Origin of the sequence: Shewanella sp. 10N.286.45.A1, from assembly GCF_041470405.1 — a bacterium.
Classification (GTDB): Bacteria; Pseudomonadota; Gammaproteobacteria; order Enterobacterales; family Shewanellaceae; genus Shewanella.
Genome location: NZ_JBFRMK010000019.1, coordinates 1 through 15,373, shown reverse-complemented (window position 1 = coordinate 15,373; position 15,373 = coordinate 1). Strand labels below are relative to the sequence as shown.

General features: G+C 43.7%; 14 protein-coding genes. 8 read left to right on the top strand and 6 right to left on the bottom strand.

Annotation, left to right across the window (positions count from 1 at the left end; genetic code table 11):
* The first annotated feature begins 210 nt into the window (after positions 1-210).
* Positions 211-564: a hypothetical protein gene (locus AB4238_RS01735; protein WP_372030799.1), complete on the top strand. Its 354-nt coding sequence runs from the start codon at positions 211-213 to the stop codon at positions 562-564.
* Here the strand turns inward: AB4238_RS01735 and AB4238_RS01730 are convergent.
* The 3 genes from AB4238_RS01730 to AB4238_RS01720 all read right to left on the bottom strand — a co-directional run bounded on the left by AB4238_RS01730 (position 554) and on the right by AB4238_RS01720 (position 4,415).
* On the bottom strand, positions 554-1,837 hold the full coding sequence (locus AB4238_RS01730; protein WP_372030798.1) for a hypothetical protein: 1,284 nt from the start codon (positions 1,835-1,837) through the stop codon (positions 554-556). The two genes, AB4238_RS01735 and AB4238_RS01730, sit on opposite strands and share 11 nt — an antisense overlap.
* A gap of 334 nt (positions 1,838-2,171) precedes the next feature.
* Positions 2,172-3,581 (bottom strand): DUF4145 domain-containing protein, encoded by a 1,410-nt coding sequence (locus AB4238_RS01725; protein ID WP_372030796.1) that lies wholly within the window; start codon positions 3,579-3,581, stop codon positions 2,172-2,174.
* A gap of 105 nt (positions 3,582-3,686) precedes the next feature.
* Positions 3,687-4,415: a hypothetical protein gene (locus tag AB4238_RS01720; RefSeq protein ID WP_372030795.1), complete on the bottom strand. Its 729-nt coding sequence runs from the start codon at positions 4,413-4,415 to the stop codon at positions 3,687-3,689.
* A 184-nt stretch (positions 4,416-4,599) separates the two neighbouring features.
* Between AB4238_RS01720 and AB4238_RS01715 the strand changes: the two genes are divergently transcribed.
* A complete protein-coding gene (locus AB4238_RS01715) occupies positions 4,600-5,109 on the top strand; it encodes a DUF2780 domain-containing protein (protein WP_372030794.1) in 510 nt (169 codons plus the stop codon).
* Positions 5,110-5,353: 244 nt separating this feature from the next.
* Positions 5,354-5,812: a TerB family tellurite resistance protein gene (locus tag AB4238_RS01710; protein ID WP_372030792.1), complete on the top strand. Its 459-nt coding sequence runs from the start codon at positions 5,354-5,356 to the stop codon at positions 5,810-5,812.
* Positions 5,813-5,817: 5 nt separating this feature from the next.
* Here the strand turns inward: AB4238_RS01710 and yjeH are convergent, their stop codons facing one another.
* Complete coding sequence (yjeH, locus tag AB4238_RS01705; protein WP_372030790.1) at positions 5,818-7,071, bottom strand: L-methionine/branched-chain amino acid transporter; 1,254 nt, start codon at positions 7,069-7,071, stop codon at positions 5,818-5,820.
* Positions 7,072-7,212: 141 nt separating this feature from the next.
* On the opposite strand from yjeH, the gene AB4238_RS01700 reads away from it, so the two are divergent.
* The 5 genes from AB4238_RS01700 to menE all read left to right on the top strand — a co-directional run bounded on the left by AB4238_RS01700 (position 7,213) and on the right by menE (position 12,810).
* On the top strand, positions 7,213-7,641 hold the full coding sequence (locus AB4238_RS01700) for an Lrp/AsnC family transcriptional regulator (RefSeq protein WP_372030788.1): 429 nt from the start codon (positions 7,213-7,215) through the stop codon (positions 7,639-7,641).
* A 111-nt stretch (positions 7,642-7,752) separates the two neighbouring features.
* Positions 7,753-9,462 carry a 2-succinyl-5-enolpyruvyl-6-hydroxy-3-cyclohexene-1-carboxylic-acid synthase gene (menD, locus tag AB4238_RS01695; protein ID WP_372030786.1) on the top strand — a complete coding sequence of 570 codons (1,710 nt, stop codon included), beginning with the start codon at positions 7,753-7,755 and terminating at the stop codon, positions 9,460-9,462.
* A complete protein-coding gene (gene menH, locus AB4238_RS01690; RefSeq protein WP_372030785.1) occupies positions 9,462-10,283 on the top strand; it encodes a 2-succinyl-6-hydroxy-2,4-cyclohexadiene-1-carboxylate synthase in 822 nt (273 codons plus the stop codon). The genes menD and menH overlap by 1 nt, the downstream gene beginning before the upstream one ends.
* Complete coding sequence (menC, locus tag AB4238_RS01685; RefSeq protein ID WP_372030783.1) at positions 10,270-11,310, top strand: o-succinylbenzoate synthase; 1,041 nt, start codon at positions 10,270-10,272, stop codon at positions 11,308-11,310. The genes menH and menC overlap by 14 nt, the downstream gene beginning before the upstream one ends.
* Before the next feature lie 6 nt (positions 11,311-11,316).
* On the top strand, positions 11,317-12,810 hold the full coding sequence (menE, locus tag AB4238_RS01680; RefSeq protein WP_372030782.1) for an o-succinylbenzoate--CoA ligase: 1,494 nt from the start codon (positions 11,317-11,319) through the stop codon (positions 12,808-12,810).
* A gap of 270 nt (positions 12,811-13,080) precedes the next feature.
* On the opposite strand, the gene AB4238_RS01675 is transcribed toward menE, so the two are convergent.
* Together AB4238_RS01675 and rpoH are read right to left on the bottom strand one after the other, a co-directional pair.
* Positions 13,081-13,533, bottom strand: a complete 453-nt coding sequence (locus tag AB4238_RS01675; RefSeq protein WP_372030780.1) for a hypothetical protein — start codon at positions 13,531-13,533, stop codon at positions 13,081-13,083.
* Positions 13,534-14,382: 849 nt separating this feature from the next.
* On the bottom strand, positions 14,383-15,240 hold the full coding sequence (rpoH, locus tag AB4238_RS01670) for an RNA polymerase sigma factor RpoH (protein WP_372030779.1): 858 nt from the start codon (positions 15,238-15,240) through the stop codon (positions 14,383-14,385).
* Positions 15,241-15,373: the final 133 nt, after the last annotated feature.

Sequence of the window (15,373 nt, the reverse complement as noted above, 5' to 3'; positions counted from 1 at the left end):
AGCAGAAGTGGAAAGACTGAGAACCTCACAATGCGCGGTCTTAGGGTTAAAAAATGAAGCTAGAAAGATCACCAGCCCCTAATCAAGATTAACCTTTATTAACGTGATATCAGCTTAGTTTATCGGCACTATGAAAGTCATTAGCTTTCCCATTCAGTCAGTATTCATCTTTTTAGTGTAAGCTAATGATCAAGCAATTTTGGAGAACATATGATTTACAACCAATTTCAAAGCAGTTCAATGCAAAACCGATTTTCAGGCTCTCGCGGTTGGCTAGCATTCGTTATCGGTTTAGCCTTTATGACCTTAGCTTTAGTCGCACTGCCATTTCTATTACTTTTTGGTGCCATCGCCTTTATTACTTTAAGCCTTTTTGGTCGTGTCTATTTGAAACGTCAGCTCGCGCGTTTCCAAAAACAGCAGGCCGGACAAACATTCCATAGAGAGAGCAATCAGCAAGCTGACGCTTTCAGCGAGACAGCTTTTAAAGAGACAGCTTTTAAAGATAGCCCACCTCAATCAGCAAGAGCTGGACGTACTTTCGAGCACAACCCTAACGAGTAAGCTTCATTGCAGATGCGCTGCGGGGCCTTGATAGCAAGGCCTCAAAACGCTGCCAATGTACCGCTTTACTATCAGAGTCAAATTCCACCCAATCAGCGACAGCATCTTCACCTACGCTATAATTGATAATGTAAGAGCGATTGCAGTCAAAGAAACGTATACGCTGTTCAGCTCGCGAATGAGTATAAAGCGCATCATCAGCCAATAACCTTATAGCCTCTTGCTGATCAATTTTTTTATCTGTCAGTAACTTACTAACATGATTTTCAAAGTATCCCAGTCGTTTAATACACGCAAAAACTTTGTGAAATAACACCATATCGGCATCAAGTCCTGCTAAGGGCATTAATACATCGCGTTCAAAATTAACGATTTCTTCGGCTGTCATCAGTAAGCGGAGTGCATAATTAGCACTGCCTTCAGCTAAGAAAGAAATTGGACTATAGAGCGGGTAAACAGAATACTCTAGCCAACCTTTTTCTTTAACTAACAACTGCTCCTGCAAGGCATTAAACACATGATGACCAGGATAGCCTTCGTGAGTGGCAAGCTCCAAGTATCGATCAATTGTAAGCGGCTGATCTTGATTGAGTTGAATAAGGCTATGATAATCACCTTTAAACCAGTTGTAGGCGGTCCAGACTTTGTCATTAACATACTCTATTTCACAACTCTCATTTTCTGGCAGTGCGAACTGTAACTTCGTTAACTCTCGCGCCTTGTCGACCGCCGCATTAAAGACGGCTGCCGCCTTATCTTTAGGTACGATGTAACTATCTTTAAATACATTAAACCGGCTCTGCAAACTCCCAATGCCAGGCAATAGTCGATCGAGCTCAAGGTGTATTGCTTTTAATTCATCTCGCTGAAAATTAGCCACAGAAGAGTCATATAATCTTGCAGCCTCTTCATCAAAGCTAAGCTCCTTACCCTCTAATAAGTCTAAATAAGCACCAATAGATAACCACTGTTTCTCTAAAAAGTTATACCGTGCTTGTAACTCTGCATTAAACTTTTTGCCCCCCAACACATTAAGTAACTGAGTGCCTTCTTCAAACTGCGATCTAAGCGCTGTCATGGGCTGCCAATAGGCTTCTTCCTTCCAAACCCTTGGGCCAAAATAGGCGTCAATATAAAGGTCATCGTGCTGCCCAATCGCCAGTGCCAATCGGACATAGCGCTCTGCAAAATGATTCAACTCAATATTTATACTTTTCAAGGAAGCTAAAGAGATAAGAATAGAATTGGCTTCATTAGTGGCAGAGTAGGACATATAGCGCTCCAATATTTATTTGAAGCTAATGTACACAGATTGCATAATGTATACAAGAGGATTTTAACAAACAGCAGAGTGAAGAGTGTACAAAATAACATGCAGTGTAATTATCTATATAAAATTCAATAGTAGAATAAAAAAATAACTGAAACTACTATTCCAAATTTTATACTTAAAATAAAGGTAACTGCAGAAAAAGCATCCAGGTTAAATATTAGAGGTTATCACTCTAAAATTGCAACAAATGAGGTGAATATTCATAAAGAATCGAGCCAGTATTTTCAGATTGCATCTTCAACTAGCATGGGGGAAAGCTAAAACCCTATACGACCTAACTCAGTAATTCAGCGGCTTTTATTAATGCTTCTTTCTCTTGTGGCGAAGTGGTCATCTGCATCACAGACAAAACCTGCTGTTCAAGTGATGTCCACAAAGGCTCAATAACTGCCAACTCTTCTGCATTTGCATGCTCTTTAGCGAGTTTGAGTAACGAGGCTGATGCAACCACGTCGATGCGACCAAGTACACCATCGGCCAGAGCGATACTTAACTCGATCATGGCTGGCACGCTATGACCGTACTTTATCACTTCACGTAAATAACCTTCAGCCTGCGTGTAATCCTCTATCAGGCCAGTATCATCATGCAGCATTGTTTGCGCTCTGGAAAACATGGCATCCACCTGCCCTTGTTCAGCAGCTTCGGCTAACCAGTACTCACTTTTGATCGCATCAACTTCACAGCCTTCACCACGAGCCAACATCAGAGCAAGGTGAAATTGTGCGTGTGGAAAACCTGCTTTTGCTGCACGGCTGATATATTTATAAGCGCACTGCAAATCTGATTTCTGGTAATAAAGTACCCCTAAGTTAGCCATCGCTTCAGACTGCTCTAACTTTGCGGCCTGGCTTAAATACTGCTCTGCAAGCTCTATATCAGCGGTAAAATGTTGACTGCCAACTAAGTAAAAATAACCGAGTAGTGCCATCGCATTGGCAACGCCCGCAGCGGCCGCTTTGGCAATTGCCTGCTCACCTGCAATAACATCAAACTCACCACTATAGCCATGAATTAATGCGACTCCATGTTCAAAAAGTGCATTAATATCGTGCTCAGCAGCCTGAGAAAACCAATAGCTCGCTTGCTTGAAAGATGCGCTAGAACGCTCCTTTACACTGTCCTCACTCCGTTCTTGCAAAGCGAGCTCCTGCTCCCTTTGCATTAGCGCCCGCGCTTTGAGTGACATTCCCACCAAATATTGTGACTCAGCATCTCGCTCCATCACTGCGCGGTAACAGAGATCTCTACCCGCTAAGGCATCAAACTCTTCAAAGTAATATTCAGGAGTGACATTGCCAGTGACTTGCTTAAACAAGGTGTCCACGAGCTGCAACAGGTTCTTAATCGCTCGTTGACTAAGCTGCTGCAGTTGTTCAGGCGTTAGATGATACTTTTCAGGGTGCGCACCACGGTTACCGTCTGTGCGTAATTTATGCAGTGCTCGAGTGGTTTTTACATCGATTAATCGACGTTGATTCAGTAGTTCTATTCGGTCGTAGAGGTTGGGGCTATCAAAATGAATTGAACGTTTCTCGGCCAGCAAACTAGTAAGCTTGTGGCTAAAGCTTCTTACGTGTAGAAGCGCCTGAGTAGGTACATCACTAACAAAACTTTTGGCTTTACGGTAGTCTTGCCCCAGCTCTGCCGAAAACTGATTAACGAATTCAATATCGTTTAACAAGATACACTCCTACGCCGCTAGCGGCACCACACAGTGATATATTGAAACTCTATCACGAGCATTTAACTCAACACCCGTGATAAAGTTGATAAGCAATAGCCGTAATTACTGCTCTAGATTGCCCTGCACATCAGAATCATCACGTGAAACCATGTACAAACGGAACAGTGCTACGTTCACAAATAGGCCGAAGAAAGCCACAATCACTTCGCCAACAAGCTGCAAAGGCACACCGCCAAGCTGTGTAGCCAGAGCCAATACCCCACCAGCAAGTGAGATAGGGATATAGATTAACAATACAGTGATAGTTTTCAGCGTGATTGGTCCGCTAAAAGTGAAACTACGCTTAATCGCTTCCAGTGGCGTTAATCGCTCTACAACCACCATGAAGTTAACATAGGCAAGTCTAGCAAATAGATAAATGCTTAATACTAAACCAATAATCCCTAGCATTGGGTTAATTGCCAGCAACACAATAAATGGACCTACAACCGCTAAACCTGAAAGTACTCCGGCTAACAAAAGAGTGGGCACAAAATTTAGACTGGTTTTTAAGATCATTGCATTACTTGGGCTATGCCCTTGTGAGCGGATCTCTAAAAACAGTGTCAGAGCGGCGATAAGAAAAGAAAAAACCAACAGCAACACCATCATAGCGACCATATGACTAGTGCCAAACTGTGGGTTTTCAAGATCGGCAGCGTTAATTTCTAGGCTCAACCATAGCTGTATACCCACCTGGATAAACAATACAGGAACCAGTAGCGTTGCTAATTGGCTAATATTATTACGAAAAAAATTAAAAGCTTGAGTCAAGATGGCTGATAATGACATAGGGTATTCCAAACATTGAAATTGAATAACACGAATTAGGGCTAAGGATACCCAAATTTGGTAATTAATGCACAGTTCAAATCACGTATTTACTATTTCTAAAAAGTAAAAAAACTGCAAACAAACTGTTAAAACCGTTAAACTAACAAAAACTGCAACAGATAAACCTTAAAGGATAACCCTCATGAAATTATTGACTGCAACGTTTCTCGCTATGCTTAGCCTTGTATCGACTCAGGCTTCCGCTTACGGGTTAGACTCGCTAACAGAAGTGACCAACGCCGTATCTAAGCCATCAGAATCAAGCGACTTAGTTGGCAGTGTCATGTCACAACTAGGTTTAAGCCAGGACCAAGCAGAAGGCGGCTTAGGTAGCTTGCTATCATTGGCACAGTCTTCTTTGGGCAGCAGTGACTTTAGTTCTATTTCAGATTCAATCCCGGGTATCGACGGCTTACTAGGCGCGGTGCCTGAGCTAGACAACGAATCAGGCATGTCTGGTCTACTATCCAAAGCTGGCGGATTCGGTGAATCATTACAGGGCGGAGCAATGGTTTATGATGCCTTCGAAAAGCTAGGGATCTCTAAAGATCTTGCAGCGCCTATGGTTGATATCGTTAAAGGCTACCTCGATGCGAATGGTACTTCTGGTACTTCAGATCTTTTGATGAAGGGTCTTGGCGCTATTTTATAAGTCCCTTACCATCTTGGTTTATGCTATTAATATAAACCAAGATGGAACTCTCTCTTTGTTTGCTGCTCTAATTTATAGTCACCGCCATAGCATTAATACATCGTTTATTGAAACCAATACAAACTTACCATTAAAAATCTATAAACGAGACAATTGTAGCCATACTTATGCTTGTCGACGCTACTCATAGCAAGCAACATAACAACGCTAAAATGCCATGGCCTTCACCTAATGAGGATTTTATATGCTTGCCAAGCTAAAACAGTTTTTTGAATCCCCTAATCAGACATTATCTGCCGAGGAGCAAGCTCATCATCTCAATCTCGCAGCTGCAAGTTTACTGTTAGAAGTGGTTATGGCCGATGAGACCATGTCAGATGAAGAGGCAAAGATACTGCCCGAGCTGCTTACCACCACTTTAGGTTTGTCAGTAAATGATGTCGACGCGTTAATAAAAGACGCGACCGTATCACAAAGTAATTCGACCTCTTTATTCGAATTTACCCAAGCGATTAATGACAGTTTTGATATTGAACAAAAACAGCAGTTAATCTTAGCAATGTGGCGCCTTGCTTATGCAGACGGTCATCTGTGCCAATATGAAGACCAGATGATCCGCCGTACTTCAGAACTACTCTATTTAAGGCATAGCGAGCTGATTCAAATGCGTAATCTTGCCATTGAAACACAACAGCAATCTTAAGGTATTTAGCAGCCTACTTGCTTACGATTTAAATGCGTTTTTTGTAGCCACAATATTGGAAATAACACTAGCATTAACAGTATGGCGTAAGCCATATTCCAACCTAATGCAAAACCAATAACAGCACATAAAATACAACTAAGCGCGACTAATGGCAGGTAGCGCTTACTCAGCAGTTTTGCGGCGGCAAACATAGCCGCCAAATAGATAATCACAAACACCCCATTGCTCCAAGCAATTAGATCTTCTAATTGCTGGCCAGTCACATAGGTCAGAATTATCACCAATGCCATTGAAACCAATACCGCGATTGATGCCCGAGCAGGAGAGTTGTGCTGATTGAGCTGGTTAAAATACTTGGGTAACACACCGTCACGGCTAAAACTCCAGATAAGCCTAGAGACACTGGCGGTATAGACATTAACAGTCGCCAAACCACTGACAATCCCTAAAATGCCTATCACCTGCGCGCCATAACCACCCAATAAGCTATCAAACGCCCCGACCATTGCCACCGGTGTTTCACTTGGCACCACAAGCAACAGTAATGTACAAGCTAAATAGACAACACCCACCAGCACCGTACCAATAAGCATAGCCGGGATCATATCTCGCTTAGGGTTACGAAAATCGCCCGCCAAATGCGTCATCGCTTCAATACCAAGAAAACTCCAAAAAGCGATACCGACAGCCGCCATCACTAAACTCACGTTAGGGCTATCTTGATGGGTAAAAGATTCAAGCTCTGACAAGCTCATTCCCACGCCACCAAACAGTGCCACCACCACAGAAACAATGGCAAGAGTTAATGCAAATTGCAGCTTGGCAGAGACCTGAATACCTCTTAGGTTTAACAGCAACAATATACCAAGCAGTAACAATTCAGTCGCCACCTGCGCCCAGCCCTCTATCGGCACTAATGCATTAACAAACTGAAAAGTCATCAGAATTGCAGCAGGCGCTCCGATAGGCACCACCAGCAGAAACATTAATCCGATGGTTCGACCCGCAGTTCGGCCAAAAGCCTTTTCGACAAAGTACGCAGGGCCAGCGGCATGGGGTAGCACACTGGCTAAACGGCCAAATACTAAGGTTACTGGAATGATGGCTAACGTGAGCACCAACCATGCGATTAATGCGCCGTGTCCCGCAGTGACTATGGTCATTTGCGGTAGGATAAATACTCCGGTGCCCAACAAAGTGGTGGCCATCAAGCCGGCACCTTGCCAACGTCCTATTGTTGCTGATATTTGGTTCATCTCATATACTCACTGACTTCAATGGCACTATTATAATTCTACACTGAGCTTCAATCTGCGCTTATTCGCAACCAAGTTCACCGAATATGCCGTCACTTTGTCGGTTGCCCTCTCATTTACAGTCATTATGTTGGATACGCTATGGATAAGTTTGATAACGCTATTGTAACGGCACTAAGAGCTGATGCTCGTCGTAGCATTTCAGATATTGCAGCAGAGGTTAACCTATCTCGCTCCGCTGTCACAGAGCGAATTAGAAAGATGGAAAAAAACGGTACCATTCGTGGTTACCAAGTCCTACTCAGTGCCTCGCAAACAGAAGGGGTAACGGCTTACTTTGAGATCCGTCATCAATGTCCGAACTGTGCAGACATCGTCAAAGTATTCCGTACCATTCCAGAGATAATGACCTGCAGAGGCATTACTGGCGATATGGATCTTCTGGTTTATGTGAGTGCATCATCAATGAAGCGATTACATCAAATTCGTGAATTTATCGACGCTCACCCCGATATAACTAAAATTAAAACCCATGTGGTAATGAGCGAATGGATTGATAATCAAGGCTAAAAGCAAAATTCAGACTAGGATTGAATCGAGTTGGTATAAAACCAAAGCTGATCATATTCCTTTGCGCTAAAGCAAGTTAAACTAGCATTATCATTGGGATGGTACTTATCTATGCAAACTGAACATACAGCTGAACTGAATTTGTTATGGGGCACATTGATCTTAGAGGAGCTTGCTCGTCTAGGCGTTAAACATGTGTGTATGGCGCCGGGCTCTCGCTCCACGCCACTCACTCTTGCCGCCGCTAAACAGACAAACCTCAGTCAGCATCTGCATTTTGATGAGCGTGGACTCGGCTTTATGGCACTAGGATTGGCTAAAGCTAGCGCGGCTCCGGTGGCGATAATTACCACTTCAGGTACCGCAGTTGCCAACCTATATCCAGCAATCATTGAAGCTTGGCTAACCCAGGTTCCGCTTATTGTACTGTCTGGTGACCGTCCGCCAGAGCTGATTGACTGCGGCGCTAACCAAGCCATCACTCAGCCTGCAATATTTGCCCAATACGCTAAGGCACTCAATTTACCAACGCCTGATCTCAACATCAGTCCGGCAGCGCTTTTAAGCAGTATCGATGATGCAGTGAGTAATCAAACCCAACCAGTGCATATAAACTGTATGTACCGTGAACCACTCTATCCCGCTGAACCACAGGCTGATTTTAGCCAGTATTTAAAACCTGTCGCTCAATGGCAACAAGGTAACACGCCCTATATTCAGTACGCTGCGCATACCGCATCACAGCTGCCGACTACTGATGCATTAGCCCGATTTGTCCATGGCAAAGGGGTGATTGTGGCGGCGACACTGCCTCCTGAGCATAATCCAGAGCAACTCATCGCACTGTCTATTAAGCTCGGCTGGCCAATTCTGACCGACGCGCAATCGCAGCTTAGACAAAACAATGCAGCCATTGGCAATATCGATCAACTACTACTGCATCCAAAGTCTCAAGCGATATTAGCGCAAGCAGAAAAAGTACTGGTGTTTGGCGGTCGTATTTTATCAAAACGGCTCATCAGCTATTTGAACGAAAAACCGTGGAAGGATTACTGGCAAGTCTTGCCTCAGCAACAAAGGCTCGATCCTAGCCATAAAGCTAAACAACAGTGGATAGCCAAAGCTGATACCTTTAGCCAGTTGCCATGGCCACGCTCCTCTGAGGCGCAGTGGGCACTGCCGCTCACGCAGCATAATGCCGCGCTGGAGACGTTATTTAAACAACAGATAGATCATGCCGATTTTGGTGAAGCGCAGGCCATTAGAGCCATAGCCCAGCGGCAAACTGCAGCCCAGCAGTTGTTTATTGGTAATAGCTTACCTGTGCGCTTATTTAATATGTATGCGCCTATTACAGCTGATTACGCCAACGTGTTTACTAATCGCGGCGCGTCAGGAATTGACGGCTTGTTAGCCACGGCGTCGGGAGTGGCGGTGGCAGATAAAAAACCCACGACATTAATTATTGGTGATATCTCGCAGTTGCATGATCTCAACTCACTGGCGATTGCCCGAACGGTCACTAGTCCTTTTGTCATTGTTATTCTCAATAATGATGGTGGCAATATATTTAACCTATTACCTGTTCCTAACGAGCAACTCAGAACTGACTACTACCGTTTATCTCATGGTTTAGAATTCGGTTTTGGTGCTGCCATGTTTGGTTTAGCTTATAACCAAGTCGATAATCTCGAAGATTTTATTGAATCTTATGAGTATGCAATGACTTATGCTGGCCCATCAGTTATTGAGGTTAGCGTGTCGCAGAATCAAGCGAGCGATCAAATTGCTGCCATAGCCACTTGGATAAAACAGAGTTAATGCTAAGTTATCGCTGCCAAGGTCAACCTAACAACCCTGCCATAGTGCTACTGCATGGTTTCTTAGGCGATAAACAAGATTGGTTAGCGGTCACCGAAGTACTCGCTGAGCAATATTACTGTATTAGCATTGACCTGCCCGGCCATGGTGACAGTCTCAATCAGCCGCTGCCGACGCCAGGGTTTGAGACTTGTTGTGAGCTCATTGAGCAAACAGTCGCAACACTAGGGGTCAAACAATATCATCTGATCGGTTACTCGCTCGGCGGCCGCATTGCACTGCATCTGGCTCGCCGCTATCCGAGTTGTGTACTAAGCCTTATCCTAGAGTCTTGCCATCCAGGTCTACAATCCGAGCAAGATAAAGCACAGCGAAAAATCAATGATGCGCAATGGGGAGATAAGCTCGCCCAACTTGATATCACAACGTTTTTGACCCAATGGTACCAACAAGCTGTATTTGCTGATTTGAGTAATCAACAGCAACAAACGATGATTAAACGCCGCAGCGGCAACCAAGGCGTAAACCTAAGTAACTGTTATCAAGCCACCTCACTGGCACAACAAGCTGACTTGTGGGATACACCTGCAGTTATTAATGCGCCCTGTTTTTTTATTGCAGGCTCCGATGATAACAAGTTTCTGTCACTCGCCACGTGCTGGAAGCAACAATACCCACTCAAGCTTTATCCTGTGAATGCCAGTGGCCATAATGTTCATAGCGCAGCGCCTGACACCTTTAGTCAGCTAGTTTTGCGGCTACTGAAACCCCTTGCCGTTAACCCAATATTACCTAATAGGCCTCTAAATGATTCTGAGTAAACTTAGCCTTTATCAATTCAGTATTGAACTGGATCGATTACTGCCAGTGGGTAAACAACGGATAGATAATCGTAGCGGCTTAGTTCTTGCCGTGACAGCCACAACAGATTCTAGCGAACGCACTGAATATGTTGAGATCTCGCCCCTTTCTGGTCACGATGTCGATGGCAATCCCCTCACAGGTTTTAGCCAGCACTCCTTAGCCCAAACCGTTACAGAACTAACTAACAACTTACCCTTACTACTGCAACAGCCTGTCGATACGCTGCTAGATTTAGCAGACAATACTGAGCAGCATGCTATCGCCTTTGGTTTAAGCTTAATGCACGCCAAACTGATGGGCTCACTTAACGGCCATAGCCTAGAGAGTCGCACAATACCACTTATCTATCGCAACCAAGATGAACCTCTGAATGCTGTTGCTCAGCGGGTGGCCGCACTTGCCAGCAATGTCCATGCAGTAAAAGTCAAAGTGGCGCAGACATCGCTAGAAGATGAAATCCAACTTATTCATCAGATCTTAGCGATTCGGCCTGATCTCAAACTTAGGCTAGATGCCAATCGCGGCTTTGAGTTACAACAAGCAATCGAATTTATCGCCTGTATCCCGTTACATGCCATTGAGTATATCGAAGAGCCCTGCAAGCAACCGAGCGATAATCCTAGTTTTTATAAAGCCATAGAGGCACCTTGGGCACTTGATGAGTCACTCAATGACCCAGACTACCAATTTGAGATGCAAGCAGGACTTTGCGCCATTATCATCAAGCCTATGCTGCTAGGTAGCTTAGATAAACTACAAGCATTGCAGCATGTTGCTAATGAACACGGAGTACGGAGCATTCTGAGCTCAAGTTTAGAGGCCAGCTTAGGCATTGATGCTCTGAGTCGCCTGGCTAATATAGCAACACCGGATGAGATCCCTGGTATAGACACTTTAGCTGCCTTTAGCCAAGACTTACTGCAAAGCTCAGGCAAAGCTAAATGCCTAGAGCTGAGCGACCTACAACTGTTATTAGCGTTGTAGTCCGAGATGTCACAACATAATGCAGACAACATAATGATCTCGCCGATCCATCAGCGCGCAGCCATAGCACCTAATACCGCTGCTTACCGTATCGCAGAGCTAAAAGTCAGCTACCAAACCTTCAGTCAACAAGTGCTGGCTATCGGCGAACAGTTGATACAAGCTGGCGTACAACGAGGCGATAGAATTGCCTGCATCGGCCATAACCAACCAGAATTACTCACGCTATATTGGGCCTGTGTTGATCACGGTATGTTGTTTTGTCCTATCTCACCACGATTCGCACCCAAGCAGCTACTAGAGCTGATCCACACTCATCAATATGGTTACTGCTGGTTAGCCGACAGTTCAAGTAGCAGCCCCACCCCAGCGCTGCGTGCGGCACTTAGTAACGATATTACTCAGCAATTAAATCTCGATTTTACTCAGCACAGCAGAGCTTCAGCACCAGTACCAGTACCAGTACCAGCACTAAACATTGACCCAAACCAAGGCGTCAACGCCATTCTCACATCTGGCAGCACGGGCTTACCTAAAGCTGCCGTACATAGTTTGGCGAATCATATCGCCAGTGCGAATGGCTCAAAATCGCTTATTGATATCACAGCAAAGGATAGTTGGTTATTGTCGCTACCACTGTTTCATATAGGTGGATTAGCGATTGCCAATCGCTGTGCACTCGCCGGCGCCTGCGTGGTATTTGAAGACAAAAAAATTAGCCTGGCAATACAATTAGGCCGCGACAAAGTCAGTCATCTATCACTGGTCAGCGCCCAACTGCAACAGCTGCTTACCAGCGATAACTGCGATCTTAGCCAAGTAAAAGCTATGCTACTGGGTGGCGGCGTGATCTCAGCCGATCTATTGCAGCATCTCGACACGCTTAACATAGCTGCCTTTACCAGCTATGGCATGACAGAGATGAGCTCGCAGATCACCACAGGTAAAGCACGTGCCGATGGCTCTAGCGGTACAGTGTTACCCAAGCGAGGACTCAAAATCGTTGATGGTGAAATATGGGTAAAAGGCGAGTGTTTGTTTCTCGGATACCTTAAAAAAGACTCGTTGAAAAGAAACGGTCAAACCCACGACGGTTATAGTCGGCCGCTAAATAACGACGGCTGGTTCTACACCAAAGATCTGGGCCATTGGGATGAAAACGCCAACCTATGCATTGATGGCCGAGCCGACAACATGTTTATCAGTGGCGGCGAGAATATCCAACCAGAAGAGATAGAAGCAGCGCTAAAGCTACACCCACAGATAGATGACGCCATTGTCTTTGCCATCGCCGATGACAAATTTGGCAGCCTACCCGCAGCAATAATTAAAATCGCGAGTCATTCGACAGGCCAACCATCAGAAGCCGAGTTGAGCAAATTTCTCGTCAACAAAATTGCCCGCTTTAAAAGACCAAGGCAATATTACCCATGGCCTGATATCTCCACAGTCGGGATTAAAGTTGTGCGCAAGGAAGTGGTTGCAGCCGTGCTTTACTAGTCCATAAATTCATGTAAGTTACATTATAAATTATAACAGGCTATAAATATTCTTATAGCCTGCATAAATACAAACACCATCATTTACAGAGTAAAAATTAGATTACACTCAAGCATGAATTAAACAATTAATGCAAATAAAACAACATTGAATTACCTTGCAATAATTTATTTTTCAGCTCGATAACTAGATAAGCTATTTACGCAACATTTCAAATACGTATACTACCCTTAATTAGCAATCATTACTTATAAAACAAGCATAAATAAATTATCGTGGTGCTTCTGAATCACAATGTACGCCATTGGCTCCATTATAGGGGCCATTAGCTTTCCAAACTCGATTACACTCAGTACCTATTTGGTCTCTTCTTATTCTAGTATCTATATCTTTAGCCACTAGAGGAACAAGCGTACTCTTTTCTTTATACCTTGTAACACCATCAGGATCAACATTGTCCCATCCCCATATAACATTCCACCCACTAGCACATGCTCCAGGGCTACGAGCCCATGTTGATGTAACTGACTCATTATGATGTTTTGTATGAACATATCTGTTGTTCACAACATATCTTTCGGAACTGGAATATCTACATGTTGTTTTATATTGAGTGTATGGCTCACTTAATATAGGGGTCTCTTCATAACTCCAGCCTCCAGCATTAGCATTGAAACAAGTAACAGCAAAAGCAGCAATAGCGCATAGTTTTAGCTTATTCATTAACAAATGTCCTTATTATAATATTAAAAAAATAACTATTTACCTAAAACATGCCAACTTTAACAAACAAAAACAAAAATAGTCAACAATAAATCATCAACCCGAATTGAGAATAATTAATGACACTTAAGCGTGAATAATTATCACCATCGTAAAATTCATAATAGTGAATATTTAAAAATGGTATAAAAATATTAACGTAATTAATAAAAACCATTTATAAAGCATGCGTAAAACTATATTCCAATCCGGGATTAATTAGCGTTCACAACCATATTTTAGTGCAATAAAACCTATATATTAACTCAGCTTCATCCATCAATAGTATAGTGCCTTATTGAGCAAGAACACCTCGATTTCCAGAGAAGTTTCCACACTATGAAACGTGATTAGGATTGTTCCGAGCTCCCAATCTGTATCTATACAGAATCTTTAGAGCACAACTCATCACCACTTGGATTAGAAATATAGATTCAATGCCATATAGTATAAAAACTAACTTCAGAAAATATTAGTTCCCCATAGAAGTTGCCGAAGTACGCTGAAGAAATAGCCGTAATGCCCACACGGACGTGGGCATAGCTTTCGCGGGACAGGATGTCCCATCGGAAGCGCTAGGTTATTTTGAATAAGTGCGAGGCCTGTACTTAATGCATCTAACTTCTTCGGGGCGTCATGGTGGATGCAAGGAGGATAAGGACGAGCAGTCCTCCTTGCCCGGGTGTGGGATGGAATCCCACGACGTTAGTCAAGCGTAGCTTGATTTCAAAAACAATGTCTGGAACAAATGTTCCAGACATAAAAAACCTGCTGTTAAGCAGGTTTTCTTTAAAGCACTAACAAAAAGCCTTAGCCTTCCATTCGTCCTTTTAACTTGTTCATTGCATTCTTCTCAAGTTGGCGAATACGCTCTGCCGACACTTGGTAAGTTGCTGCTAGCTCTTGTAACGTGGTTTTGTCTTCATTTAACCAACGAGCCTGAAGAATGTGCTGACTACGCTCATCAAGAGTCTTGATAGCTGACAGCAGACGCGTTTGGTTGCTTTGTTCCCAGTTGTCATTTTCAACTTGAGACGCTAAGTCCGATGAATGATCTTCAAGATAATGCATAGGCGCATAATCATGTTCATCATCATTATCACTAGCAAGATCAAAAGCAGGATCTTGGGCAGCCATGCGTGATTCCATTTCGGTCACGTCGGCTTTAGAAACACCCAAGCTTTCTGCAACCATACCGACTTCATTATCACTAAACCAGCCAAGACGCTTCTTAGTTTTACGAAGGTTAAAGAACAACTTACGTTGTGCTTTTGTGGTTGCCACTTTCACTATGCGCCAGTTTTTAAGCACATATTCATGAATTTCAGCTTTAATCCAATGTACGGCAAATGATACCAAGCGCACACCCACATCTGGGTCAAAACGCTTAACGGCTTTCATCAAGCCAATATTACCTTCTTGAATCAAATCGGCTTGCGGTAGACCGTATCCTGAGTAGCCTTTAGCAACATGCACTACAAAACGTAGATGCGACATAATCAGCTCTTTCGCAGCACTTAGGTCACCAGTTTCCTGTAGGCGCTTCGCTAGCTCATACTCTTTCTCCGCATCCAGCATAGAGATGCTGTGCGCTGAGTGAATATAAGACTCGAGGCTTCCACTACTTTGAGGAACCATTAGTGCCATTGTTTGCGTTTGATCAGTCATTCACGCTCCTACTTAATTACCAATACTACGGTCTAGCTAAACCTAAAAATCCACCTCTATATAAGATGGACTGTGAACTATCGACTAATTGACAAAATATGTCAACCATCGGCGTTATCTAATACCAATTGCA

Excerpts from the sequence above, each read along its gene's own strand:
- AB4238_RS01735 (WP_372030799.1), top strand. The coding sequence starts at position 211 with ATGATTTACAACCAATTTCAAAGCAGTTCAATGCAAAACCGATTTTCA.
- AB4238_RS01730 (WP_372030798.1), bottom strand. The coding sequence starts at position 1,837 with ATGTCCTACTCTGCCACTAATGAAGCCAATTCTATTCTTATCTCTTTA.
- AB4238_RS01720 (WP_372030795.1), bottom strand. The coding sequence starts at position 4,415 with ATGTCATTATCAGCCATCTTGACTCAAGCTTTTAATTTTTTTCGTAAT.
- AB4238_RS01715 (WP_372030794.1), top strand. The coding sequence starts at position 4,600 with ATGAAATTATTGACTGCAACGTTTCTCGCTATGCTTAGCCTTGTATCG.
- AB4238_RS01710 (WP_372030792.1), top strand. The coding sequence starts at position 5,354 with ATGCTTGCCAAGCTAAAACAGTTTTTTGAATCCCCTAATCAGACATTA.
- yjeH (WP_372030790.1), bottom strand. The coding sequence starts at position 7,071 with ATGAACCAAATATCAGCAACAATAGGACGTTGGCAAGGTGCCGGCTTG.
- AB4238_RS01700 (WP_372030788.1), top strand. The coding sequence starts at position 7,213 with ATGGATAAGTTTGATAACGCTATTGTAACGGCACTAAGAGCTGATGCT.
- menD (WP_372030786.1), top strand. The coding sequence starts at position 7,753 with ATGCAAACTGAACATACAGCTGAACTGAATTTGTTATGGGGCACATTG.
- menH (WP_372030785.1), top strand. The coding sequence starts at position 9,462 with ATGCTAAGTTATCGCTGCCAAGGTCAACCTAACAACCCTGCCATAGTG.
- menC (WP_372030783.1), top strand. The coding sequence starts at position 10,270 with ATGATTCTGAGTAAACTTAGCCTTTATCAATTCAGTATTGAACTGGAT.
- menE (WP_372030782.1), top strand. The coding sequence starts at position 11,317 with ATGTCACAACATAATGCAGACAACATAATGATCTCGCCGATCCATCAG.
- AB4238_RS01675 (WP_372030780.1), bottom strand. The coding sequence starts at position 13,533 with ATGAATAAGCTAAAACTATGCGCTATTGCTGCTTTTGCTGTTACTTGT.
- rpoH (WP_372030779.1), bottom strand. The coding sequence starts at position 15,240 with ATGACTGATCAAACGCAAACAATGGCACTAATGGTTCCTCAAAGTAGT.